This is a genomic window from Mangrovimonas xylaniphaga, assembly GCF_001280435.1.
Taxonomy (GTDB): Bacteria; Bacteroidota; Bacteroidia; order Flavobacteriales; family Flavobacteriaceae; genus Mangrovimonas_A; species Mangrovimonas_A xylaniphaga.
Genome location: NZ_LBIP01000022.1, coordinates 72,352 through 97,070 on the forward strand (window position 1 = coordinate 72,352; position 24,719 = coordinate 97,070).

19 protein-coding genes and 2 riboswitches are annotated in these 24,719 nt (G+C 39.4%); of the genes, 4 read left to right on the forward strand and 15 right to left on the reverse strand.

Features of this window, described 5'->3' with window-relative positions:
* Positions 1-6: 6 nt before the first annotated feature.
* The 15 genes from ZA06_RS15780 to ZA06_RS15850 form a co-directional block, all read right to left on the reverse strand.
* On the reverse strand, positions 7-753 hold the full coding sequence (locus tag ZA06_RS15780) for a head GIN domain-containing protein (protein ID WP_053978464.1): 747 nt from the start codon (positions 751-753) through the stop codon (positions 7-9).
* A gap of 2 nt (positions 754-755) precedes the next feature.
* Entirely contained in the window at positions 756-1,850 is a 1,095-nt protein-coding gene (locus ZA06_RS15785) for an acyloxyacyl hydrolase (protein ID WP_053978465.1), read from the reverse strand.
* A gap of 33 nt (positions 1,851-1,883) precedes the next feature.
* The gene (metF, locus tag ZA06_RS15790) at positions 1,884-2,837 is read right to left on the reverse strand and encodes a methylenetetrahydrofolate reductase [NAD(P)H] (RefSeq protein WP_053978466.1); all 954 of its coding nucleotides are present in this window, start codon (positions 2,835-2,837) and stop codon (positions 1,884-1,886) included.
* 64 nt (positions 2,838-2,901) lie between these two features.
* A complete protein-coding gene (metH, locus tag ZA06_RS15795) occupies positions 2,902-5,580 on the reverse strand; it encodes a methionine synthase (RefSeq protein ID WP_053978467.1) in 2,679 nt (892 codons plus the stop codon).
* A gap of 24 nt (positions 5,581-5,604) precedes the next feature.
* The gene (locus ZA06_RS15800) at positions 5,605-6,606 is read right to left on the reverse strand and encodes a homocysteine S-methyltransferase family protein (RefSeq protein WP_053978468.1); all 1,002 of its coding nucleotides are present in this window, start codon (positions 6,604-6,606) and stop codon (positions 5,605-5,607) included.
* A 51-nt stretch (positions 6,607-6,657) separates the two neighbouring features.
* Positions 6,658-6,771: riboswitch (SAM riboswitch) on the reverse strand.
* A gap of 58 nt (positions 6,772-6,829) precedes the next feature.
* On the reverse strand, positions 6,830-7,720 hold the full coding sequence (gene cysM / locus ZA06_RS15805; protein WP_394332255.1) for a cysteine synthase CysM: 891 nt from the start codon (positions 7,718-7,720) through the stop codon (positions 6,830-6,832).
* Positions 7,717-8,448, reverse strand: coding sequence for a serine O-acetyltransferase EpsC (gene epsC, locus ZA06_RS15810; RefSeq protein WP_240472323.1), 732 nt, complete (start codon positions 8,446-8,448; stop codon positions 7,717-7,719). The genes cysM and epsC overlap by 4 nt, the downstream gene beginning before the upstream one ends.
* Before the next feature lie 61 nt (positions 8,449-8,509).
* A complete protein-coding gene (locus tag ZA06_RS15815) occupies positions 8,510-9,559 on the reverse strand; it encodes an NAD(P)/FAD-dependent oxidoreductase (protein WP_053978470.1) in 1,050 nt (349 codons plus the stop codon).
* 70 nt (positions 9,560-9,629) lie between these two features.
* Positions 9,630-10,403: a uroporphyrinogen-III C-methyltransferase gene (cobA, locus tag ZA06_RS15820; protein WP_053978533.1), complete on the reverse strand. Its 774-nt coding sequence runs from the start codon at positions 10,401-10,403 to the stop codon at positions 9,630-9,632.
* Positions 10,404-10,421: 18 nt separating this feature from the next.
* The gene (locus tag ZA06_RS15825; protein ID WP_053978471.1) at positions 10,422-12,515 is read right to left on the reverse strand and encodes a HEPN domain-containing protein; all 2,094 of its coding nucleotides are present in this window, start codon (positions 12,513-12,515) and stop codon (positions 10,422-10,424) included.
* Between the two features lie 15 nt (positions 12,516-12,530).
* Positions 12,531-13,157 (reverse strand): phosphoadenosine phosphosulfate reductase domain-containing protein, encoded by a 627-nt coding sequence (locus tag ZA06_RS15830; RefSeq protein WP_053978472.1) that lies wholly within the window; start codon positions 13,155-13,157, stop codon positions 12,531-12,533.
* A gap of 100 nt (positions 13,158-13,257) precedes the next feature.
* On the reverse strand, positions 13,258-13,665 hold the full coding sequence (locus ZA06_RS15835; RefSeq protein ID WP_053978473.1) for an RrF2 family transcriptional regulator: 408 nt from the start codon (positions 13,663-13,665) through the stop codon (positions 13,258-13,260).
* A 26-nt stretch (positions 13,666-13,691) separates the two neighbouring features.
* On the reverse strand, positions 13,692-14,858 hold the full coding sequence (locus ZA06_RS15840; protein ID WP_053978474.1) for an O-succinylhomoserine sulfhydrylase: 1,167 nt from the start codon (positions 14,856-14,858) through the stop codon (positions 13,692-13,694).
* Positions 14,859-14,909: 51 nt separating this feature from the next.
* Complete coding sequence (gene thrA / locus ZA06_RS15845) at positions 14,910-18,305, reverse strand: bifunctional aspartate kinase/homoserine dehydrogenase I (protein ID WP_053978475.1); 3,396 nt, start codon at positions 18,303-18,305, stop codon at positions 14,910-14,912.
* Between the two features lie 106 nt (positions 18,306-18,411).
* A riboswitch (SAM riboswitch) is annotated at positions 18,412-18,523 on the reverse strand.
* Positions 18,524-18,620: 97 nt separating this feature from the next.
* Positions 18,621-20,165 (reverse strand): hypothetical protein, encoded by a 1,545-nt coding sequence (locus ZA06_RS15850; RefSeq protein WP_053978476.1) that lies wholly within the window; start codon positions 20,163-20,165, stop codon positions 18,621-18,623.
* Positions 20,166-20,312: 147 nt separating this feature from the next.
* Here ZA06_RS15850 and ZA06_RS15855 point away from each other — a divergent pair, with 147 nt between their 5' ends.
* From ZA06_RS15855 to leuB, 4 genes are read left to right on the forward strand one after another with little or no spacing between them, the layout of a single operon-like run.
* Positions 20,313-21,488: a 2-isopropylmalate synthase gene (locus ZA06_RS15855; protein ID WP_082332058.1), complete on the forward strand. Its 1,176-nt coding sequence runs from the start codon at positions 20,313-20,315 to the stop codon at positions 21,486-21,488.
* Complete coding sequence (leuC, locus tag ZA06_RS15860) at positions 21,488-22,897, forward strand: 3-isopropylmalate dehydratase large subunit (RefSeq protein WP_053978477.1); 1,410 nt, start codon at positions 21,488-21,490, stop codon at positions 22,895-22,897. The genes ZA06_RS15855 and leuC overlap by 1 nt, the downstream gene beginning before the upstream one ends.
* Positions 22,898-22,922: 25 nt before the next feature.
* Positions 22,923-23,513, forward strand: coding sequence for a 3-isopropylmalate dehydratase small subunit (leuD, locus tag ZA06_RS15865; RefSeq protein WP_053978478.1), 591 nt, complete (start codon positions 22,923-22,925; stop codon positions 23,511-23,513).
* A gap of 39 nt (positions 23,514-23,552) precedes the next feature.
* Positions 23,553-24,671 carry a 3-isopropylmalate dehydrogenase gene (gene leuB / locus ZA06_RS15870; protein ID WP_053978479.1) on the forward strand — a complete coding sequence of 373 codons (1,119 nt, stop codon included), beginning with the start codon at positions 23,553-23,555 and terminating at the stop codon, positions 24,669-24,671.
* Positions 24,672-24,719: the final 48 nt, after the last annotated feature.

Below are 24,719 nucleotides of genomic sequence, written 5' to 3' on the forward strand. Positions count from 1 at the left end.
GCTCTTCTAGTTCTGAAAAATCAAATTTCCAGTATATAGGGTTTCCAAAGTAACTTCTGAAGGTTGGTTTAGAGAAATCACATCTCCAGGACCAAGAATTTTTCCTGATAATGACTGTTGGGGATTTACAATCATATCATTGCTCCCTCGGTGATAAATATCCACATGTTGAGCAAGCAGGGCTTCACCTTCAAAACGTCCTGCTCCAGCATAAAAACCAATAAATAAATTTTCGGTTTGCCCTGTAATGTAGAAAGACGCCATGTTGTTGGCTACAATTTTCACTTCAGAAGCATTGACATCCAACCTAAAATCTCCTGTAGTAAAACTGTCAGGCGCATTGTAATCTTCAGACAGCAATTGTAAACTTGGGAAATTCAAGGTCCCTTCCGAAGAAATATCGTATTGGGTAGAACTTCTGATGGTATTAATATTCGGTGCCGTAACATACATCTTGGTCACACCATAGTCCCGCACATAGTTACAAGTATTATTGTCGGCTAATTGCAACTCTCCATCTACTACTTTTACAGATACATCATTGATAAGGTTCTCCCCTGTTTCAACCAAAACCTGAAAATCACCTTCGGCCAGAATCACTTCTATATCCCTGTTCACCAAAATCCGCTCAAATTGAAACACTTCAAATTCCTGCTGAATGATGCTTCCTGAAGTTTGAAAACAATCATTGGCATTTTCACTGTCGCAAGCAACCATCAATAATAAAACGAAAATGTAAATTAGCTTTCTCATACCTATAATCGAATTCCAACTCCTAGTTCCACGGCTTCTGCTTTGGCTCCATGCGACTTTAATGTTAAAGCGGCAAAAACTTTATCTCCAAAATAACGTTTTAAACCTACTCTAAAATAGGTGCGCCCCTCAAAATCGAAAGGATAATACACATAGTATCCTACTTGGGTTACCACCGACATTTTATTGATGAACAATTCATGTCCTGCAAAAATCCCCACCCGTTTCCAATCTTCATCTCCAGATACATTTTCCTCTGGAAATGCCACCGATTGGTAATAAATCAATTCCTTTAGGAACTTTGAGAAAAATGCATCAGCTCCCAACTGAATGGCACTTTTATACCCCAAACGTTTATCGGCATAGGCAGACAACACATAAAATGGAAATCTTCCACTGTCTATGACGTCGCTTTCATTGATTCCTGTTCGAAACACCACATTATATTTGATGGGTTCAGTAAATTTCTCCTTTGTTAAATTGTCGACATACTCAGAATCACTTTCCTCCAAACTGTAAACCACCCCTACATTTAACGTCATGGAATTCACGCTAGTATTGGGCGCCTTTACATTGGCATTGGAATAATGAATCAAACTCAAACCTCCCTGAATTCCAAATCTATCAAAAATTCGTTCTTTTTTATAATTCAGCATCAAATAAGTACTGCTCAACACATGCGACCCAAAGGCCACATTTTTAAAGTTATCATACTTATCATAAGGATTAGTAGCATAAGCCAATCCTTGACCAATACGCAACATTAAATTCCGCTTAAAAAAGTAAAAGTTATAATGGGCATACAAGGAATAGTTGTTCCCTAATACATCATTCTTTAAATTTTGATAGGCAAAGGACACACCATAATCTGGATAATTATAGCGCTGTTCCCAATCGTTGAACCCAAAGGTTTTCTTGTTCCAACTGACAATAAAACCCTCGGGATGTCCCTTGATTAAATGTAGAATGCTGTTGTTATGAAGCGTTATGTTCCCTTTAAAATAATTGACCTCTACAGTAGAAGACTTGGAATCAGTTTCTTGAGAAAAAAGAACTCCGATCCATAAAAAAAATAGGCAGGAAAATAGATGCTTCATAGGCTGGATTATGGGGCAAAAATAGCAGAATAATTAAAACAAGTGTTCTGCAATAGCCTTTATATTGTCACTTTTCCCCATAGAATAATAGTGCAACACAGGTACTCCTGCTTCCAATAATTCTCTGGATTGTTGAATGGCCCATTCTATTCCAACTTGACGTACCGCCTTATTGTCCTTACTGTTTTCGACTGCTGAAATCAGTTCTTCTGGCAAATCAATTTTAAACACATGTGGCAACAACTGTAAATGGCGCTTCACCGCAATAGGTTTAATCCCCGGAATGATTGGCACATCAATCCCTGCTTCTTTAGCAGCTTTCACAAATTCGAAATAACGCTTGTTATCGAAGAACATTTGCGTCACTACATAATCCGCACCGGCATCCACCTTTTCCTTTAAACGCTTCAAATCGGTTTGAAGGGATGGTGCTTCAATGTGCTTTTCTGGGTATCCCGCTACACCAATACAAAAATCAGCTCTATCGTCGGCTTCAATAACATCATGAAGGTATTTCCCCTCATTCAAATCCTGAATCTGTTTTACCAATTCACTGGCATAGGTATGTCCACCTTGGGCAGGCTCAAAATACTTTTGGTGACTCATCGCATCACCACGTAACGCCATCACATTTTCAATCCCCAGATAATGACAATCTACCAATACATATTCGGTTTCTTCCTTTGTAAACCCACCGCATAATACGTGAGGCACGGTATCTACATTGTACTTATGTTTTATCGATGCACAGATTCCAACTGTCCCCGGACGCATTCTTGTAATCTTTCTATCCAACAAGCCATTTCTATCAATATACACGTACTCTTCACGAGACGTCGTAACATCAATAAATGGCGGTTTAAACTCCATTAAAGGATCAATATTGTTATATAGCTCCTGAATATTGCTCCCCTTTTTTGGAGGTATGATTTCAAATGAAAACAATGTTTTGCCCTTGGCCTGCTTGATATGATCTGTTACTTTCATAATATTTCCCTCAGTTGGAAAAGTGTTTAATTACTATCTTTTTTTATTTAGTGTGGCTTCTAAATTAATCAGCCAAATTTGGATTCAGCCATTTTTCGGCCTCATCATTTGAAATCCCTCTACGCTTCGCATAATCCTTCAATTGGTCTTCGGTTATTTTACCCAACCCAAAATATTTGGCGTCTTTGTTGGCAAAATAATAACCACTTACACTAGCCGCTGGCCACATGGCCAAACTATCGGTTAATTCAACCCCGATGTTTTCCTTCACCTGTAACAATTTCCAAATGGTTTTCTTCTCCAAGTGGTCTGGACAGGCAGGGTATCCCGGCGCTGGACGAATGCCTTTATAGTTTTCTTTGATCAATTCTTCATTGGATAAATTCTCGCCTTGTGCATAGCCCCAAATATCCGTTCTAACTTCCTTATGCAAATATTCAGCGTAAGCTTCTGCCAAACGATCAGCAAGGGCTTTGATCATGATAGAACTATAATCGTCATGGTTATCCTCAAATTGTTTCGCTAATTCAGCCGTTCCAAAACCAGTACTCACACAAAAACAACCTATATAATCCTGTTTTCCTGTCTCTTTAGTTGCCACGAAATCCGACAAGGCAAAATTTGCCACGCCTTCACGCTTATCCAATTGCTGACGTAAGGTTAGGAATGTCGCCTTTACAGCACCAGATTCATCATACACTTCAATATCATCGTCATTCACCGTATTGGCAGGGAACAATCCAAAAACTGCTTTGGCCCCCAATAACTTCTCATCAAAAATGCGTTTTAGCAATACCTGTGCATCGGCATACAATTCGGACGCATGCTGTCCAACCACTTCATCTTTCAAGATTTCTGGGTATTTTCCATGCAAATCCCAACTTCTAAAAAATGGACTCCAATCTATATAGGCTTCCAATTTGGTGATATCGAAATCTTCTACTACCTGAACTCCCAGTTGCTTTGGCTTTACAATTTCAGCAGCATTCCAATCAATTTTGAATTTGCGCTTTCTAGCTTCTTCTATGTCGATATAATCCTTCTTTTTCCCGCGCTTTAAAAACTGTTCACGGAATTTTTCATACTCCTCACGAATTTGTTCTTTGTAGACCGCATTGTCCTTCTGCAATAAATTCCCAACCACAGTTACCGCTCTGGAGGCATCATTCACATGTACCACAGCATGAGTGTAATTAGGGGCAATTTTCACAGCGGAATGCGCTCTAGATGTAGTTGCTCCTCCAATAAGCAATGGAATGGTAAATTTCTGTTTTTCCATCTCTTTAGACAGATACACCATTTCATCTAAAGAAGGAGTAATCAATCCACTCAAACCAATAGCATCCACCTTTTCGGCTTTTGCCGTTTCTATAATTTTTTCTGGTGGTACCATTACTCCAAGGTCTACAATTTCATAATTGTTACACCCCAATACCACGCTAACAATATTTTTACCTATATCGTGGACATCCCCTTTTACGGTCGCCATCAAAATCTTTCCGGCATACTCTTGCTTTCCATCCTTTTCGGCTTCAATAAATGGTTGCAAATAGGCCACGGCCTTCTTCATCACCCTAGCCGATTTCACCACCTGAGGCAAGAACATTTTTCCGCTTCCGAACAAATCTCCAACCACATTCATCCCAATCATTAAGTGGCCTTCAATAACCTCTATAGGTCTTTCGACCGTCAATCTTGCTTCCTCAACATCCTCGATGATAAAGGTATCAATTCCCTTCACCAAACTATGAGTGATACGGTCTTGCAAGCTATCACTTCGCCATTCCAAAACTTTGGCTACATCTTCCTTTTTATCACCTTTTACGGTTTCTGCGAAATCCAATAAACGCTCCGTAGCATCATCTCTTCTATCCAACAACACATCTTCGACGTGCTCCAATAAATCCTTTGGGATTTCGTCATATACCTCCAACATCGTTGGGTTAACAATACCCAAATTCATTCCGTGCTTGATGGCATGAAACAAAAATGCTGAATTGATAGCTTCACGCACTACATTATTTCCTCTGAAAGAGAATGACACGTTACTCACCCCTCCCGAAACATTAGCATAAGGCAAGTTTTCACGAATCCATTTTGTGGCATTGAAAAAATCCAACGCATTTAACCTGTGCTCTTCCATTCCAGTTGCCACTGGAAAAATATTAGGATCGAAAATGATATCTTCTGGCGGGAAATTCACCTCATTCACCAAAATATCATAAGAACGCTTACAGATATCGATACGTCTTTGGTAAGTATCAGCCTGCCCTTCCTCATCAAATGCCATCACAATCACCGCAGCTCCGTAACGTTTTACCAATTTGGCATGATTCACGAAAGTTTCTTTTCCTTCTTTTAAACTGATGGAATTCACCACAGATTTCCCTTGTACCACCTGCAAGCCCGCTTCGATAATTTCCCATTTGGAACTATCGATCATAATTGGCACTCGTGCAATATCCGGCTCCGAAGCAATTAAATTCAAGAAAGTTACCATAGCTTCTTTACCATCCAACATTCCTTCATCCATATTCACATCGATGATTTGGGCTCCACCTTCCACCTGGTCTCTGGCCACATCTAGAGCCTCCTCGAATTTCTCTTCCTTTATCAACCTTAAAAACTTGCGAGACCCGGTTACATTGGTTCGCTCCCCTACATTGATAAAATTACTTTCAGGAGTGACTATTAAAGGTTCTAAACCTGAAAGCTTTAAATATTTTGTATGTTTTTCTGACATTGTAATTCTTTTCAAAAACTGTCCCTATTCAGACACTTCAATTTTGCGTGGTTTATATTTGGAAGCCACCTCAGCAATTGCCGTAATATGCTCTGGAGTTGTTCCACAACAGCCTCCAATAATATTGATTAAACCATCTTTAAGATAGTTTTCAATTAGTACTTGCATTTGCGCCGGAGTTTGGTCATATTCCCCAAAGGCATTTGGAAGTCCTGCATTTGGATGGGCAGAGGTAAAAAATTCGGTTTCATTTGCCAAACGTCTCAAATAAGGTTGCAACTGATCGGCTCCAAGCGCACAATTAAACCCAACACTTAGCAATGGAATATGCGAAATGGAAGTTAAAAATGCTTCCACAGTTTGCCCAGAAAGGGTTCTTCCTGAAGCATCCGTAATCGTTCCAGACACCATGACCGGAATATCGATACCTCTCTCCTCTTTTACTTCTTCAATAGCAAATAATGCCGCCTTGGCATTCAAAGTGTCAAATACAGTTTCCACCAACAATAAATCTACGCCACCATCAATTAAAGCCTCTACCTGTTGCTTATAAGCAACACGCAATTCCTCAAAAGTTACGGCTCGAAATTCGGGACGGTTCACATCTGGAGATAAGCTGGCTGTTCTGTTAGTCGGCCCAATACTTCCAGCAATAAAACGGGGTTTATCAGGATTGGCAGCTGTAAATTCATCAGCTACTTTTTTTGCAATTTTAGCTGATTCAAAATTCAGTTCATACACCAAATCTTCCATATCATAATCAGCCATACCAATAGTAGTTCCCGAAAACGTATTGGTCTCCACGATATCGGCACCAGCTTCGAAGTATTTACGATGTACTTCGGCAATGGCTTGGGGCTGCGTAAGCGACAACAAGTCGTTGTTCCCCTTTAACGGAGACGGATAATCTTTAAAACGCTCCCCACGAAAATCCTCTTCAGAAAAATTATACCGTTGCAGCATGGTCCCCATGGCCCCATCCAGAACTAAAATTCGGTCTTGTAAAACCTGATTAATATTTGACATTTTATTGTGTTTATATTAAAATGTCATCAAGAAAGTAAAAGAAATTACTCGAGGTTATCTGTCCAATTGAGTAGTATTCAACTAGTAGAATTTAGCACCTTCTTTAAAGTTAAAGGGTTGCTAAGGCTTCAACGGGTCTATTCCCTCTGCCTTTCGTGATAACATTTTATATGTTTATGAACTAGGCTGCGAAATTACAGGATAAATAGTTTATAACCAATTTTTATTGAAACAAATCTGAAGAAAGGTAACGATCTCCTATATCGCAAATTACGGCGACGATAAGTCCTTCTTCAATTTCATCGGCTATTTTTAATGCGGTAGCAACACTTCCGCCACTGCTCATACCACAAAACACCCCTTCTTCTTTGGCCAATCTGTTAGCTACAGTTCGAGCATCTTCTTCGCTTACCTCTATAATTCGATCTACTTTGGAGCGATCGAAAATCTTTGGCAAATAGGCCTCTGGCCATTTTCTAATCCCCGGGATTTTAGCGTCATCGGTTGGTTGAGCACCCACAATGGTTACTGCTTCATTCTGTTCTTTCAGATAAGTGGATACTCCCATGATGGTCCCTGTAGTGCCCATTGCCGAAACAAAATGCGTCAATTGCCCATCGGTATCTTTCCAAATTTCCGGACCTGTGGTTTTGTAGTGGGCTTTCCAGTTGTCATCATTGGCAAATTGATTGAGCATGTAATAGCCTTTTTCCTTTTGAAGTTTTTCAGCCAGATCACGCGAACCTTCTATGCCATCAGCAGCAGGTGTCAGAATCAATTCCGCTCCATAGGCACGCATGGTTTTGATACGTTCTTCCGTAGAATTTTCAGGCATGATCAATACTATGTTCAACCCTAATAACTGAGCTATAAAAGCCAAGGCAATACCCGTATTTCCACTAGTAGCTTCAACCAAAGTGTCTCCCTCCGAAATATCACCGCGTTTCAATGCCTCGGAAATCATATTGAAAGCGGCACGATCCTTCACACTGCCTCCTGGGTTCTTCCCCTCCAACTTCAAAAACAGCCGTACGTTTGGTTTGGAAATGATTCGTTTGACTTCAATAAGTGGCGTATTCCCGATTAAATCGGTTATGGATTTACTTTGAATCATTTGTTGCGTGTACTGATTTTAATTTCTGACTGATAGGTCACCAATGAATTTTCCGGAACCGATTGGGTAATCCAAACATTGGCACCAATAATGCTGTTGGCACCAATCACGATGTCTCCCCCCAAAATTGTGGCATTGGCATAAATGGTGACATTATCCTCAATGGTCGGGTGACGTTTGGTATTGGACAAACTCTTCTTCACCTGAATCCCTCCAAGTGTTACCCCTTGATAAATCTTTACATTTTTTTTTATGATAGAAGTTTCCCCAATCACAATTCCTGTTCCGTGGTCTATAAAAAAGGAGTCTCCAATAGTGGCTCCCGGATGGATATCAATGCCTGTTTTACCATGCACACACTCACTCATCATTCTTGCAACTACAGGTACATTCAACTTAAAAAGCTCGTGACTCAAACGATGAATGGCAATAGCATGGAATCCTGGATACGCCAAATAAATCTCTTCCAAACTTTTACAAGCCGGATCGTTTTTCTCGGTAGCTAAAGCATCCAATTCAATGCGTTTTTTAATGGATGGAATCTTGTTTGAAAAGGCGTCCCAAATTTCATTTCCATTTTGAACATTCAGTTGCGATACCACATCCAAAAAGACCTGCTTTAAAACTTTCAATTCTTTTTGCTGAACATCTTCCTCATCAAATAATGCATAGAAGAGTCGTTTTGTAAAAGTCGCGATATCGTCCTTTAAGCGAAGTTTATATGCCATAGTTGTTATTTCGAGCATCTAAATTTAGGGATTACAATTTAAACTGTATTCTAAATAACCGTTAATTTATAGCCTGCACTACTGCTTTTGGAGCTTCTTTTCTCGTGCCGTCAAAACCATCAACACCACTTACGGTAGTATATTTCAGCACATACTTTTTACCCGGATTGATGATTTTATAAGCAGATTGACACATTAAAGTCGCCTCATGAAACCCACAAAGTATCAACTTCAATTTGCCTTCGTAAGTGTTTACATCGCCAATGGCAAAGATTCCAGGAATATTGGTTTGGTAATCCAAGGTATCTACTTTGATGGCATTTTTTTCAATTCCCAAACCCCAATCGCCTATAGGCCCTAATTTTGGAGACAAACCAAACAAAGGAATAAAATGATCCGCCTCATGCAATATTTTTTCACCGTCCTTGATAATCGTTACGCCCTCTAATTTGGAATTGCCATGCAAGGCAGTCACCTCTGCTGGAGTCACCAAATTGATTTTCCCTAATAACTTTAACTCTTGTACTTTTTCTACGGAATCCAAGGCACCACGAAATTCATTTCGTCTATGAACCAAAGTGACCTCTTCGGCTACATCTGCCAAGAAAATACTCCAATCCAAAGCAGAATCTCCCCCTCCTGAAATCACCACTTTTTTGTTGCGGTACACTTCTGGATCCTTGATAAAATACTCCACACCTTTATCTTCGTAATAAGAAATGTTTTCAATCAAGGGTTTTCTAGGCTCAAACGATCCCAAACCTCCCGCAATAGCAACCACAGGAGCATGGTGTTTAGTCCCCTTATTGGTGGTTACAATGAAACTACCGTCATCCAGCTTTTCAATGGTTTCTGCGCGTTCTCCCAATGTAAACCCAGGTTCAAATTGTTTGCCCTGTTCCAATAAATTATTGGTTAAATCTCCGGCCAATATCTCCGGAAATCCCGGAATATCGTAGATTGGTTTTTTAGGATATATCTCCGAGCATTGTCCTCCCGGTTGGGGCAACGCATCAATTAAATGACACTTCAATTTCAATAATCCGGCTTCAAAAACTGTGAATAACCCCGTTGGTCCTGCTCCAATAATCAATATATCTGTTTTTATCATGGTCTCTAATTTTAGTCGATTTTGGATATAGCTATCCCGTAAAATCAATAATTTTTAAAAAATTTTGTTTCTATTTATTCTCTGAAAACTGTTGAATTTCTTGGCGTATCGAAGTCAAATGCACTCGGTCGTTGACCACTTCACCCACTATAATTATGGCTGGATTGGATAACTGTTCTTGCTCAACGACCTCACAAATGGAAGCAACTGTACCAATGCCTATTCTTTCATCTTTTGTAGTTCCATTTTGAATGATTGCTACCGGTGTTTCAGCTTTCCCTTCCTTTTGAAAAGCTTCCATGATTTGAGGCAGCTTGCTCATCCCCATCAAAATAACTACTGTAGCCGTAGATTTGGCCGCAATAGGAATATCATTGGACATTTTATGATCTTTGGTTGTTCCCGTAATCACCCAAAAACTTTCGGAACTCCCTCGCTTCGTCAAAGGAATGCCTTGGTAAGCTGGCACTGCAATAGCCGATGAAATCCCTGGCACCACATTGCCTTCCACACCAAACCTCTGGGCATATTCCAATTCTTCGGCTCCTCTACCAAATACAAATGGATCGCCTCCCTTTAACCGCACAACATGGCCGTGACTTTTAGCCCTTGCCACAATCAATTCATTGATTTGCTCCTGTTGATAGGCATAGCAACCTTTTCGTTTTCCCACAAAAATGAGTTCAGCTTCTGGTGATGCATATTCCAACAAAGCCTCATTAATTAAGGCATCATATAAAATTACTTGAGCCGAACCAATGGCCTTTACCGCCTTTAGGGTGATTAATTCCGGATCTCCCGGACCTGCTCCCACAACTGTCAATCTTGGAGTTGTTTTTTTCATACCTTTTGATTTGAACAATTAACTGGCCACTTTCTGCTCTTCTGCCCTAAATACTCTTACTGTAGACAAAAATGCTTTGGCACTTTGAATATAATTCGCTGCAAATTCCTTCGTTGGGGCGTTGTGTTTTATTTGATAAACCAAATCTGAAAATGAATTTTCAAGATTTAGTCGATTTAAATCTACAAAAAGTGAATCAAATTGGGAAATGATTCCCGCATGGGTGTTCACTGAAATATCTTCGGAAATCAAAATGGCTTTTGCCGAGTTCACCATGGAACCATAAGCGTGATACACCGCCGCCGAATACACTTTATCCTCAAAGGACTGTTCTGCCAATTCAATTTTTTCCTCACTTTCCAAAAACAGTGTCGATACCAAATCGATGACCACACCAGCACATTCTCCAACCCCAATGGCTTTCACATACTTTTCATTCGTTCCCCAATCAATAAAATCTTCTTGGGTTAGGTTGGAAACATCAGACAAATCAGTCAAGAAATCGTAGAAATACTTCTGTCCCTGCTCCAAATAATAGTCCACAAAAGGCTTTCCTTTAGCATTGGCTTCATAGTCATTCAAAATTCTACGCAAGGCCTCAGGCCCTCGTCTACTCGGAACTTTTACCACTTTATCAGCGAAAATCCCATTCCCGTTTCCTTTGTTACCACCTCCTAACAATACTTGCAATGCCGGTGCCACCAATTTATCAGGCGTACGAATGGACATTCCCTGAAATCCTATATTGGCCATAGTGTGCTGTCCACAAGCATTCATACAACCACTAATTTTGATAATCAAATCTTCATTATCCAAATATTGCGGATATTCGGCCTTAATGACACGCTCCAACTCTTCGGCAATTCCAGTACTGCTAGCAATTCCTAAATTACAGGTGTCTGTTCCTGGACATGCGGTGATATCCACTGCTTTATTATAACCAAGTTCGGTAAAGCCCAACTTGCTCAACTCTTGATAAAAGAAAGGCAACAATTCTTCCTTGACAAAAGGAATCAAGATATTCTGACGCAAGGTCAACCTAATTTCACCAGCAGCATAGGTTTCCACCAAATCTGCCAACAATCTGGCTTTATCCGTATAAAAATCACCTAATAACACTTTAATACCAATAGCCACATAACCTTCCTGTTTTTGAGGAACAATGTTAGTAGCCTTCCATTTATTAAAGGTCTCCACATCAACCAATTCTACATTCGGAACTGTAACCTTAACAGGCACTGATATTGGATACGAATCTGCATCAATAGGAACAGATTTGTATTCTATAGCCGCTTGCTCCTCATCCACCAATTGTCTGAAAGCCTCCAAGCCAATATCCTTTACTAAGAATTTGACACGTGCCTTGGCGCGACTTTTACGTTCTCCATGGCGATCAAAAATTCTCAAAACACCTTCCATCACTGGAATAATTTTATCTGAAGGCAAGAACTCATACAGTACATCGGCATGACGTGGTTGGGAACCCAAACCACCTGCAAGCATTACCTTAAAACCTCTAGTGCCATTTTGAATTTTTGCAATAAAGCCCAAATCGTGCATATAAGACAAGCCTGTATCCGCATCGGAAGCCGAAAATGACACCTTAAACTTGCGCCCCATTTCCTGACAGATAGGATTTCTCAAAAAGAATTTGAACACAGCATCAGCATAAGGAGATACATCGAAAGGTTCATCAATGTCAATTCCCGCTGTTTCACTTGCAGTGACATTTCTTACTGTATTTCCACAAGCTTCACGTAAGGTGACCTCATCACGCTCCAATTCGGCCCAAAGCTCTGGGGTTCTGTCCAAATCTACATAATGGATCTGGATATCCTGACGCGTAGTAATGTGCAATCTCCCTCTAGAATATTCATCCGACACATCTGCAATTCTTCGCAACTGCTTGCTCAATACTTTTCCGTAAGGCAATTTGATGCGAATCATTTGCACTCCGTGTTGACGTTGCCCATAAACTCCACGAGCCAAACGCAGGCTTCGGAATTTCTCCTCATCGATCTTACCATTATGAAACAGCTCAATTTTATTGGCCAATTCAATAATGTCCCTCTCTACAACTGGATTTTCTATTTCTGTTCTAAAACTTTGCATAATGCCTGTTTGCTGTTATTGCAAGTGTATACCACACTCTCTGTTTTTCAATGCCTTTATAGGATCGAAATAATCATGATTTTTGGGCAGTCCGTGAACTTCCAAATAATTGTCTAAGTCTGCATCGGTCCAATAATAAAAGGGGCTTACCTTTAAAATACCGTCCTTACTCAAACTCAAAATATCCTTCTTGCTTCTAAGTTCTGTCTGCCGCACTCTAATGTTTGTAAACCATAAATCGGGCTGATGTTCTTTAAGCGCTCTTCTGAACGGCTCCAATTTCACAACTTCCGAAAATTCAGCATGATTATCATCTTCCAATCCAGGTAAACCAATAGTGGCATCAATTTCAGCCTTGCTTTTTAGGGACTGATACCTATAGATATTCAAATTGTATTGTCTAATCAAATTTGAGGCATGCTCATACGTACTGTTTTCATTATAAAGGGTATCACACCAAATCACCTTAATGCCCTTATCCTTCCTGACCATGGTGCTCAACAATACTGAAGAATACACTCCAAAACTAGTAGTGACAATTCGGTTTTCTGATACAGTTAAAGCCCAGTCAATAATTTCATCTGGTGTTTTGTCTCGCAACACTTGATTCCAATATGCGATATCAATGGTATGTCCAATCATAATTTAAATTTTAACTCCTATTATCCTATCGGAATAGTAGGATTTAAAAACAAAAGTATACAAAATAATTTAAAGCGCTGTAAATTTTAATGTTAAATAATCAAATTATGTCCGCCAAGGACTTATTGTTGAAGATATTAAGCGTGCTATCCCTTACTTCCATCATCAATTTGTGAACAGAGCACGTTTTTTCATTCGGGCAGTCTTCACACTTCTCATAGAAGTTCAAACTTACGCAAGGCACCATGGCAATGGGACCTTCCAAAATACGCATTACGGCAGACATTTTGATATCCTTGGGATCCCTAAGCAGGTAATAGCCTCCGCCCTTACCTTTCTTGGATCCCAAGAAACCATTTTTCCGCAATGTTAATAGAATACTCTCCAAAAACTTTTGGGAAATATTTTCATGTTGGGAAATCACTCCTATTTGTACTGGACTAAAATTCTCCTGTCTGGCCAAGAATGTTAGTGCCTTTAGACCGTATTTGGTTTTCTTTGAAAGCATTGCTCAAATATAACCAAATTCTTATATCAATCTAACGCCTGTCCTAAATCGGCAATAATATCCTCGAAATGCTCCAAACCTACAGAAACCCTTACCAATCCATCGGTAATCCCAACTTCCAATCTATCAGCTTCACTTAATTTACTGTGTGTTGTTGAGGCCGGGTGCGTTACAATAGTTCTCGTGTCTCCCAAATTGGCAGAAAGCGAAGCCATTTTAAGAGCATCCAAAAACTTACGCCCAGCTTCTACTCCTCCTTTAATTTCAAAAGCTACAATATTCCCTCCTTGTTTCATTTGCTTTTTGGCAATTTCATACTGCGGGTGCGATTTTAAAAATGGATATTTCACAAAATTGACATTGTCATGGCTTTCTAAAAATTCTGCCACCTTCAAGGCATTTTCGCAATGTCTATCCACGCGAACAGGCAAGGTTTCTAAGCTTTTGGATAACACCCAAGCATTAAATGGCGACAAAGACGGCCCTGTATTTCTTGAGAACAAATAAATCTCTCTAATCAACTTCTTACTTCCAACAGTCACTCCCCCTAACACACGACCTTGTCCATCGATTAACTTAGTTGCGGAATGAATTACCAAATCGGCACCAAACTTAATTGGGTTTTGCAAATAGGGCGTCGCGAAGCAATTATCAATCACCAATAGGATGTTATGTTTCTTGGCAATCTTCCCTAACAATTCCAAATCCAAAATATCTACCGCTGGGTTGGTAGGTGTTTCGGCATATAGAATTTTGGTGTTAGGTTGAATCAATTCTTCAATTTTATCAACTTCACTCTCCTTAAAATAGGTGGTTTCAATATTCCACTTTGGAAGATAGGTGGTAAACAACGCATGAGTAGAACCAAATACACTTCGACACGAAACCACATGGTCTCCTGCATTCAACAAAGCCGCGAAGGTTGAAAACACTGCCGACATTCCCGTAGCATAGGCATAACCAGCTTCAGCTCCCTCCAATTTGCAGATTTTCTCCACAAACTCCGAAGTATTTGGGTTGGTAAAACGGCTGTAAATATTGCGTTCCTTTTCCTCTGCAAAGGAGGCACGCATGTCCTCGGCATCATCAAATTTAAAACTTGAGGTGAGATACAAAGGCGCTGAATGCTCTGAATATTGCGAACGCTCCAACTGTGTTCTGATAGCTTCGGTTTCGAAATGTTTTTGACTCATGACAATAGGTATTTTGTGTTCCAAATTGAATTTTGGAATTGTGTTTTCTTATTAGTTAATGTGTTTAGACAATCGTAAAATATCACCAAAGACACCTCTGGCGGTTACTTCGGCTCCTGCACCGGCCCCTTGGATTACGATTGGCTGTTCTCCATAAGATTCTGTAAAAATTTCAAAAATGGCATCGGAACCTTTTACATGTCCCAAAGTGCTGTCTTCTGGAATAGAAACCAATTTTACTTCCAAATTCCCTTTCTCCTGCGACAGGTCACCAAACAAATCTCCAACATATCTCAACACATGGCCCGGTTCCTGCTGTTCTTTGATTTTTTGGAATTCCTCATCAAGCACATCCAATTGCCCCAAAAATTCCTGAACTGAAATATTTCTATAAGCTTCAGGGATTAAATTTTGAACAGAAACATCCTCAAATTCGTTATGCAAATCCAACTCGCGAGCCAAGATCAATAATTTACGTGCTACATCATTCCCAGAGAAATCCTCTCTTGGATCTGGCTCCGTAAATCCTTTATCGATAGTTTCCTGAACAATGGCGCTGAACGGTTTGTCCTGAACAGAAAAGTTATTAAACAAATAACTCAACGTCCCAGAAAACACCCCTCTAATTCTAGTAATATTTTCACCAGATTCGTGCAATAACTTGATGGTGTCAATTAATGGCAATCCAGCACCCACCGTAGTTTCGTAAAGGTATTGTTTGTTGTGATCTTTTAAGTGCTCTCTTAAATCGGTGTAAAAATCGTGGGAAATGGTGTTGGCAATTTTATTGGACGACACCAAATCAAATCCCGCTTCCACCAATGGCTTGTAATTTTCATGGAACACCCCGCTTGCAGTATTATCCACAGCGATCAAGTTTTCCAAATGGTGTTTTTTGGCGAAATCCACTATATCCTGAAGTTGATATCCTGAAGTTTCAGCTTTCAAGGCTTCCTTCCAATTTTCATCAACGCCGTTTTTATCTAAAATCACTTGTTTTGAATTGGCTATTGCGAATACATTCAAGCTGATTCCCTTGCGCTTTTCAATTTCATCTTTCGATTTCAAAATCTGATTGATCAAAGCACCTCCAACCAATCCATGGCCAAAAATGGCAATGTTGATTTTCTTGGAAATTCCAAAAATCTCCCCATGAATAACATTGACAGCCTTGTGTAACTGATTCTTTTTCACCACCAAACTCACATTTCTACCAGTTACCGTATTATTGAATAATAGTGGTGTAATTTGGTTTTTGATCAAGGCATTGAATGGCTTGTGGAACGAGCTCAACTCAATCCCAATAATAGAAATTACCGACACATCATCTACCACGCCAATTTTGTTAACGTCTTGAGTGTAAAAATCATTTTCAAATTCACGCTCCAATGCCACCACAGCTTGCGTTGCTTTTGAAGCATCAATGATCAAGCCAATTCCTCTTTCCGAAGATCCTTGCGACACAATACTCACACTGATATTTTGGTCACTCAAGGCTTTAAAAATTCGGGCATCCACCCCAACTTTTCCTAAAAGACCTCTTCCTTCAAAATTCAAAAGGGCTACATTATCCAAAACCGACAATGAGGTTACTTCCTTATTGCTTGGTTTGGCCGTAATCAAGGTACCTTCCCCATCGGAATTGAAGGTGTTCAAGATTCTTAAATTAATATTTTTTTCCACCAATGGAATGATGGTTTTAGCATGCAGTACACTGGTTCCAAAGTTTGCCAATTCATTCGCTTCGCTAAAGGACAGCTCTCTAATTTTTTGAGCATCGGCTACCAAATCAGGATTCGCTGTGTAAATACCATTTACATGCGTATAATTTTGCAATTCTTCTGCATCCAAGAAATTGGCCAACAAAGAAGCAGAATAATTACTTCCGTTGCGTCCCAAAGTCGTTGTTTCTCCATCCAAATTAGATGCGATGAACCCCGTAACAATATGCACTGTAGAGCCATTGAATTTCTTAAAATGTTCCACAACTTTCTCCTTGGAAATCTTTTGAATAGGTTGCGAATTTCCAAAATCACCTTCAGTTTTTATCAAGGTTCTAGAGTCCGTTGCATTAGCATTAATGCCTTTTCCTTTTAATATTTCGGAAATAATTTTGGCTGACAATAATTCCCCGAAAGCCAATACCTGACTTTTGATTTTTTCACTGTAATCCCCAAGCAAAGCCACCCCTTCGAAAATATTTTCCAAAGCCGAAAACTCACCTGTAAAATCAATACTTGACAATGGCTCTACCTGATAGGCTTTGAAAGCTTCAAAATCGGGTTTGTACACTTCCTTCTTAGAAGCTTTTTCAAGCAAAGCTTCCAATTCGTCTGTGGCATTCCCTCTAGCCGATACAACCACTGCTATTTTTTCGCCATCATTAACCTTTTTCTCTATGATTTCAAGGGCTCTTGTAAGACCTTCTCCATTTCCTAAAGACTTCCCGCCAAACTTCAATATTTTCATTCTCTTGTGTTTTGTATCTGGGCTAAAAATGCCCTCTATAATTTTTTCTAACTGTTCAAATTCTATTAAAAATGCATCGTGACCATGATCTGAATGGATTTCGTGATAGGTCACATTTGGATGCGTTGCGGCCATTTGTTTTTGGGTTTCCCTGTTTTCTTCCGCAGTAAAAAACAAATCGGAGTCCACACCTACGATGGCAATTTTGGAACTGATGATGTCCAATATATTTTCGTTGGCTTCTCTTCCTTTGGTAACGTCGATGGTTTTCAGCAACTGATTCATCAATTTGTAAGCCGACAACTGAAAACGTTCCTGCAACTTATTACCATGATGTAACAACCAACTCTCTACATTAAAAATTTCCAATTCATTGTTAATACTTCTTTGGAAACGTTCCTTAAACGACTTAGGCGTTCTATAACACAACATGGCGTGCATTCGGGCATCATGTACTGGGTTGTTGGAATTCACCAAAAACTGCTCTTGAATTTGGCAATTGGCAATCAACCAATCGGTCGATTTCCAGTCGGTTGCCACCGGGATTAAATACTCGGCTAGATTAGGTTTCAAAACGGCCATTTCCCAAGCAATCCCACCTCCTAGCGAACCGCCTATCAAGGCAAACACCTGTTGAATGTTTAGTTCTTCCAAACCTTTTAAAAACAATTTGGCAACATCACGCGCTACAAAATCCTTATAGTTTTCAATTAGGAATCCGTCGTACCCATTACCTGGAATATTAAAGGCTAGCACCGTGAATTTTTTGGTATCGATAATTTTATCGTCTCCAATCAAGCTTCCCCACCAGCCATCGTCTCCGGCAACATTACTGTTTCCTGTAAGAGCATGATTTACCACTACTATTGGGGCTTCATGAAGCGGTAGCCCAAATGTTTGATAAGATAATTGTATTGGCAATTCTACTCCGCTTTCAAGAGTAAAATTATCCAGTTGTATGAATTTAAGTGCTTTCATTTCAAAATTAAAAATTTAAAAACAAAAAGCTCGAGCCCAATTGGGCATACCTAAATAGAATATGTTACAAAGAATTTATAGAAAATTACAGACTGTAATTCTCGTTGGGTTATCTATCCAAAAACACGTTGCTTTTAGTAGAATGTAGCACCTTCTTTATTGCTAAAGGGTTGCTAAGGTTTCGTTGGGTCTAATCCCTCCACCTTTCTTGATAACATTTTCAATAAGTGAGTGAACTTTGTGAGTGCAAATATTCAGTTAGAAAAACTTAAAATCCAAATTTATTCTCCACTTTTTGAATTTTTTATGATTTTATCATGAAAATTCTGCCAAATACTTTTCTCTGATAATTTGCGCTACAGGCTTGTTGTAGATTTTGCTTTCCAACCAAGAAATAATGTCCAAATACAAGAACGCTCGTCTTTCGTAAGGATCGTTTTCGTAGGTTTTAAAGGTTTTATGAAGTTCAATAAATGCCTTTTTAATATCCTGTGGATACACATCCTGAAGCCCTTTAATGAACTTGATCATTTCTTTTTGGACTTCGTAAAGATCGTTGATCTTCAACAGGAATTTATAGGTGCTCCTCAAGAGCTTTTCAATATGGTAATCATACCCGCCTTCGTAGTGGGCAACTAGGTTCAATACTCTTGAAAAACAGAGCAGATCTTCTCGCATGGATAGGGATTTATTGGAAATAATTTTATCCAAATATGCAATACATTCCTTGTTGTTTCCTGCTCCAAAATGCAAACTGGCAAACTTGTAATAAAACACCATGGTGTGGTGTTCATCAATACGATCTTTATACTCTTGCAGGTCCTTTTCGATAATTGGAATTAGATACAAACCTTCCTGAAAGCTTCCATCTATGAAGTAATAATTAAGCCTATTGACATTTAAATACAAAAACGTAAGCGCTTCAACATTTTCATCTTTAGGAAAGGATTTTGCGGCAACAATAGTCTCAAACTTTCGTAAATAATGCTCGAATTTTCGTTTGTTTTTAGTGTAGAACAGAGCCTCCAAAAGGTAATTGTTCCCCTTGATGAAAAACACAGGATTAAGGTTGATCATGTCAGGATGTTTATCAAAAAGCTTGACCCAACGAAGGGCATATTTATAACAATTCAAAAAATCCTGAAGCAAAAAACTGTACCATAAATTGGCCTTGTAAAGCCAAAGGCGTTCCCTAAAACCCAGTTCGTTGATATCGTATTTTGGAAGGCGGGCCTGGAAATAGTCCCTTATTTGCTTAGCTTCGGCTTCATTTTTAACGTAACCTATCTTGAGAAACAAACCGTAAAGTTGCAGTGACAAGTTGGAAAGTTTACTGGCTATAACATTGGCCTTGCTCAATTCTTTGGCTTGAATTGTCAACTCATCGGCACGCCCACTGATACTTCTAGTAATGTATTGCGATTCGATGATTTTTTCAAGTTCTACGATTTCAAAAGCCAAATTCTTCTCTTCACTCTGAATTGCCAATTCCTTGGACTTGTCTAAAATTTTCAAGGCCTGCTTATAAAGTCCTTTATGGTATAAAATTGAAGCAAAATCCAATTGTTCCCGCAATTGCGACCTTGTGTTTTGATGTGAAGGATTCAAACGGAGACTAATCAGGATTTGCTTGTACAAATGCGCCTTGACATTGGCCAATTGTTGTTTTTTGACCACCCCACTTTTCAGGATAATGGCCTCATCATACACCGAGAGTCTATCCATAATATTGAACAGATTCAGAAACTTAGAATCCTCATTAACTCCCAACCGTCCCACATACAGCTTAAACTGGCGTTTTTCCGATTTAGTCATGGATTTCACCAACACAAACAAATTGTCTTTCACGTCCTTAGTCATCAAACAAAAATAAACTTTAAAATACTGATTTCAAGCGTTTTACTTATCAAAAACAAGTTTGAACATCGTAATACTTTCTAAAAACCAAAGTGAAATGAATAACCAAAGTATAAATTCGTAAGACAATACAAAAATATATTTCTATAAATGTCTAAAGAGCACGTACAAATTTTTGACACCACCTTAAGAGATGGTGAACAGGTTCCTGGGTGTAAGCTAAATACAACCCAAAAGTTGATTATTGCCAAAAAGTTGGACCACCTAGGAGTAGATGTTATTGAGGCAGGATTTCCAGTTTCTAGCCCTGGCGACTTTGAATCTGTTGAGGCCATTTCCAAATTAGTAAAGAATGCAACAGTTTGTGGTTTGACCAGAGCTGTTGAAAACGATATAAAAGTTGCAGCCGAAGCCTTGAAGTATGCTAAACGCCCTAGAATCCATACAGGTATTGGAACTTCCGACTCCCATATAAAATTTAAATTCAACTCTACCAGAGAACAAGTTTTGGTACGTGCCTACGAAGCCGTAAAATATGCCAAATCCTTTGTGGAAGAAGTGGAATTTTATGCCGAAGATGCCGGAAGAACAGACAATGAGTATTTGGCGCGTGTTTGCGAAATGGCTATTAAAGCAGGTGCAACCGTTTTAAATATTCCAGATACTACAGGTTATTGTTTGCCTAGTGAATATGGAGCAAAAATCAAATACTTAAAAGAAAACGTAAAAGGTATTGAAAAGGCCATCTTGTCTTGCCATTGCCATAACGACTTAGGATTAGCCACGGCCAATTCCATAGAAGGTGTTATTAACGGTGCTCGCCAAATTGAATGTACCATCAACGGTATTGGCGAACGTGCCGGAAATACTGCGTTGGAAGAAGTCGTCATGATTTTAAAACAGCACCCTTACCTAAACTTGGATACCAATATTAAAACTCCAGAGTTATACGGCATCAGCCAATTGGTATCTGAGCAAATGGGCGTTTACACCCAACCTAACAAAGCCATCGTAGGCTCCAATGCCTTTGCCCACAGCTCAGGAATTCACCAAGATGGCGTCATTAAAAACAGAGAAACTTACGAAATCATCGATCCAAAAGATGTCGGCATCACCGAATCGGCCATCGTATTAACGGCCAGAAGTGGGAGAGCTGCCCTAGCTTACAGGGCCAAAAACATCGGGTACGAATTGACCAAACTGCAATTGGACGAGATCTATGCCAGTTTCTTGAATTTTGCAGATAATAAAAAAGAAGTTGATGATAGTGACATCCACCGCATCATCGAGACTAGTAACCTATATCAACAAATAATTAGCGCGTAATGGGAAAGACCTTATTTGATAAAGTTTGGGATGCGCACGTTGTGGACTCCATTCAAAACGGACCACAAATATTATATATTGACAAACACTTAATTCACGAAGTTACCAGCCCACAAGCTTTTAACGAACTTGAAGAACGAGATATTCCAATATTTAGGCCAAACCAAATTGTGGCCACCGCAGACCATAACACCCCTACAAAAAATCAACACCTACCAGTTAAAGATGAGCTGTCCAGAAATCAGTTAAAACAACTCGCCGAAAACTGTCACAAAAATAATATTACACTCTACGATTTAGGACATCAATACAATGGCATCGTCCATGTTATGGCTCCTGAACTGGGCATCACCCAACCAGGCATGACCATGGTTTGTGGTGATTCGCATACCTCTACCCATGGTGCTTTTGGAGCAATTGCCTTTGGTATTGGGACCAGTCAGGTAGCACAGGTATTTGCAAGTCAATGTTTGTTATTGACAAAGCCTAAAAGTTTACGTGTAACGGTTAATGGCAAGTTAAAGAATGGCGTCCTACCCAAAGATGTCATTCTTTATATCATTTCAAAATTGGGCACCAATTCAGGAACCGGCTATTTCTGCGAATATGCTGGAGACGTGTTTGAAAACATGAGTATGGAAGGCCGAATGACTGTTTGCAATATGAGCATTGAAATGGGTGCTCGAGGTGGCATGATTGCCCCAGACCAAACCACTTTTGAATACATAAAAGACAGAGAATTTGCACCTAAAGATGAGGAATTCGAAAACAAAGTCGCCTATTGGAAAACATTGCCCACGGATGCTGACGCGACCTTTGACAAAGAATACGTTTTTGATGCCCAAGATATTGAACCTATGATTACCTACGGAACCAATCCTGGTATGGGCATTAAAATTTCAGAACATATCCCTGTTTTGAATGATGCCTCCTTTGAAAAATCCTTGGAATACATGGATTTCCAAAAAGGAGAATCCTTAGTAGATAAACCTATCAACTATGTATTTATTGGTAGCTGCACCAATTCTAGAATTGAAGATTTTAGAGTGGCTGCCAACTACATTAAAGGCAAACATAAGGCCGATAACGTAACTGCATGGTTAGTTCCTGGAAGTAAGCAAGTAGAAGCCCAAATTATAGACGAAGGCTTAAAAGACATTTTTGAAACTGCCGGTTTTGAATTGCGACAACCAGGTTGTTCTGCGTGTTTGGCCATGAACGATGATAAAATCCCGCAAGGAGAATACTGCGTTTCTACTTCCAACAGAAATTTCGAAGGACGACAAGGCCAGGGTGCCAGAACCATTTTGGCTAGTCCATTAGTGGCGGCCGCAACAGCAGTTGCAGGAAAAATAGTAGATGTATCAAAAGCTTTTGAAAATGCTTTTGAAAAAGAATTAATGAGCTAAACCTTTCAACGGAAAGGAAACAAATATGGAAAAGTTTACAACGTTACAATCAAGAGCCATTCCGTTGGCCATTGAAAATATAGATACCGATCAAATCATCCCTGCGCGTTTTTTAAAAGCTACAGACAAGCAAGGATTTGGCGACAATGCCTTTAGGGATTGGCGCTTCGACAAACGTGGAAATCTCAATACAGACTTCCCTTTAAACGATCCAAAATATACAGGAAGCATTTTGGTCGCCGGGGATAATTTTGGATGTGGCTCCAGTCGTGAACATGCCGCATGGGCTTTGGTAGGTTATGGTTTTAAAGTAATCGTTTCAAGTTTTTTTGCTGATATCTTTAAAGGAAATGCCTTGAACAACGGGCTATTGCCGGTTCAAGTGAGCGAGGCCTATCTAGAAACCTTGTTGAATACCATCAAGGCAAATCCAGAAACCGAACTCATCGTTGATTTAGAAAATCAAACCATTGGCATTAAAGGTAGCGACCAACAGGAAAGTTTTGAGATTGACGCTTACAAAAAAACCTGTATGATCAATGGGTATGATGATATTGATTATTTATTAAGTAAAAAAGAAGCCATTGAGGCTTTTGAATTAAGTAGAACAAACTAAGAAGTAGAGAAGGCTACAAATGGTCCTTCACATAAAGAAATGAAATTAGATATTGCTGTTTTATCAGGAGATGGAATTGGTCCAGAAGTGACCGATCAGGCAATTAAGGTGTTAAAGGCCATCGCACAGGAATTCAACCATAGCTTTAGGTTCAAGTCGGCTCTTGTTGGAGCCATTGCCATAGACGAAACGGGGAATCCTTTACCAGATGCCACTTTAGACATTTGCAAACATAGTGATGCTGTGTTATTTGGAGCCATTGGCGACCCTAAATACGACAATGATCCTTCGGCAAAAGTACGTCCAGAACAAGGATTGCTTAAGCTAAGAAAAGAACTTGGGTTGTTTGCCAATATTAGACCGGTAAAAGCTTATGATAGCCTTGTTGGAGCCTCCCCTTTAAAAGATGAAAAAATTAAAGGAACAGACATTAGTATTTACCGAGAATTGACTGGAGGTATTTATTTTGGAGACAAATATTTAAGTGATGATGGCAACACTGCTTCTGACCTTTGTTTGTATACACGTGAAGAAATTGAACGCATTGCCCATTTGGCATTTAAGGCTGCCCAAACTAGAAGCAAGAAACTCACCTTGGTAGACAAGGCCAATGTTTTGGAATCTTCCCGTTTATGGAGAAAAGTAGTGACCGAGCTTTCCACCTCTTACCCTGATGTAACTTTAGATTTCTTGTTCGTAGATAATGCTGCCATGCAAATGATTCTCAATCCAAAACAGTTTGATGTTATTTTAACCGAGAACATGTTTGGCGACATCATCAGTGATGAAGCCAGTGTTATTGGAGGGTCTATTGGGCTTTTGGCCTCGGCTTCTGTAGGTAAAAAATATGCCATGTTTGAGCCAATCCACGGTTCCTATCCTCAAGCTAAAGGAAAAAACATTGCGAACCCAGTTGCATCTATTTTGTCCGCTGCCATGTTATTGGATCATTTTGGTTTGAATGACGAAGCCGATATGGTTAGAAATGCTGTAGAAAAATCGATACAATTAGAAATAATGACCCCAGATTTGAACAGAAAATATAACAACATTACAACGTCTAAGGTTGGTGATTTTGTTGAAGATTTCATCAACAATCCTAAAGACAGTAATATTAATTTCACTAACATCCATTTGGGTCAGTCTACAATAATTTAAAAACGTTTACCTTCTTTAGGATTTAAAGGCACTCAATTCTTGAGTGCT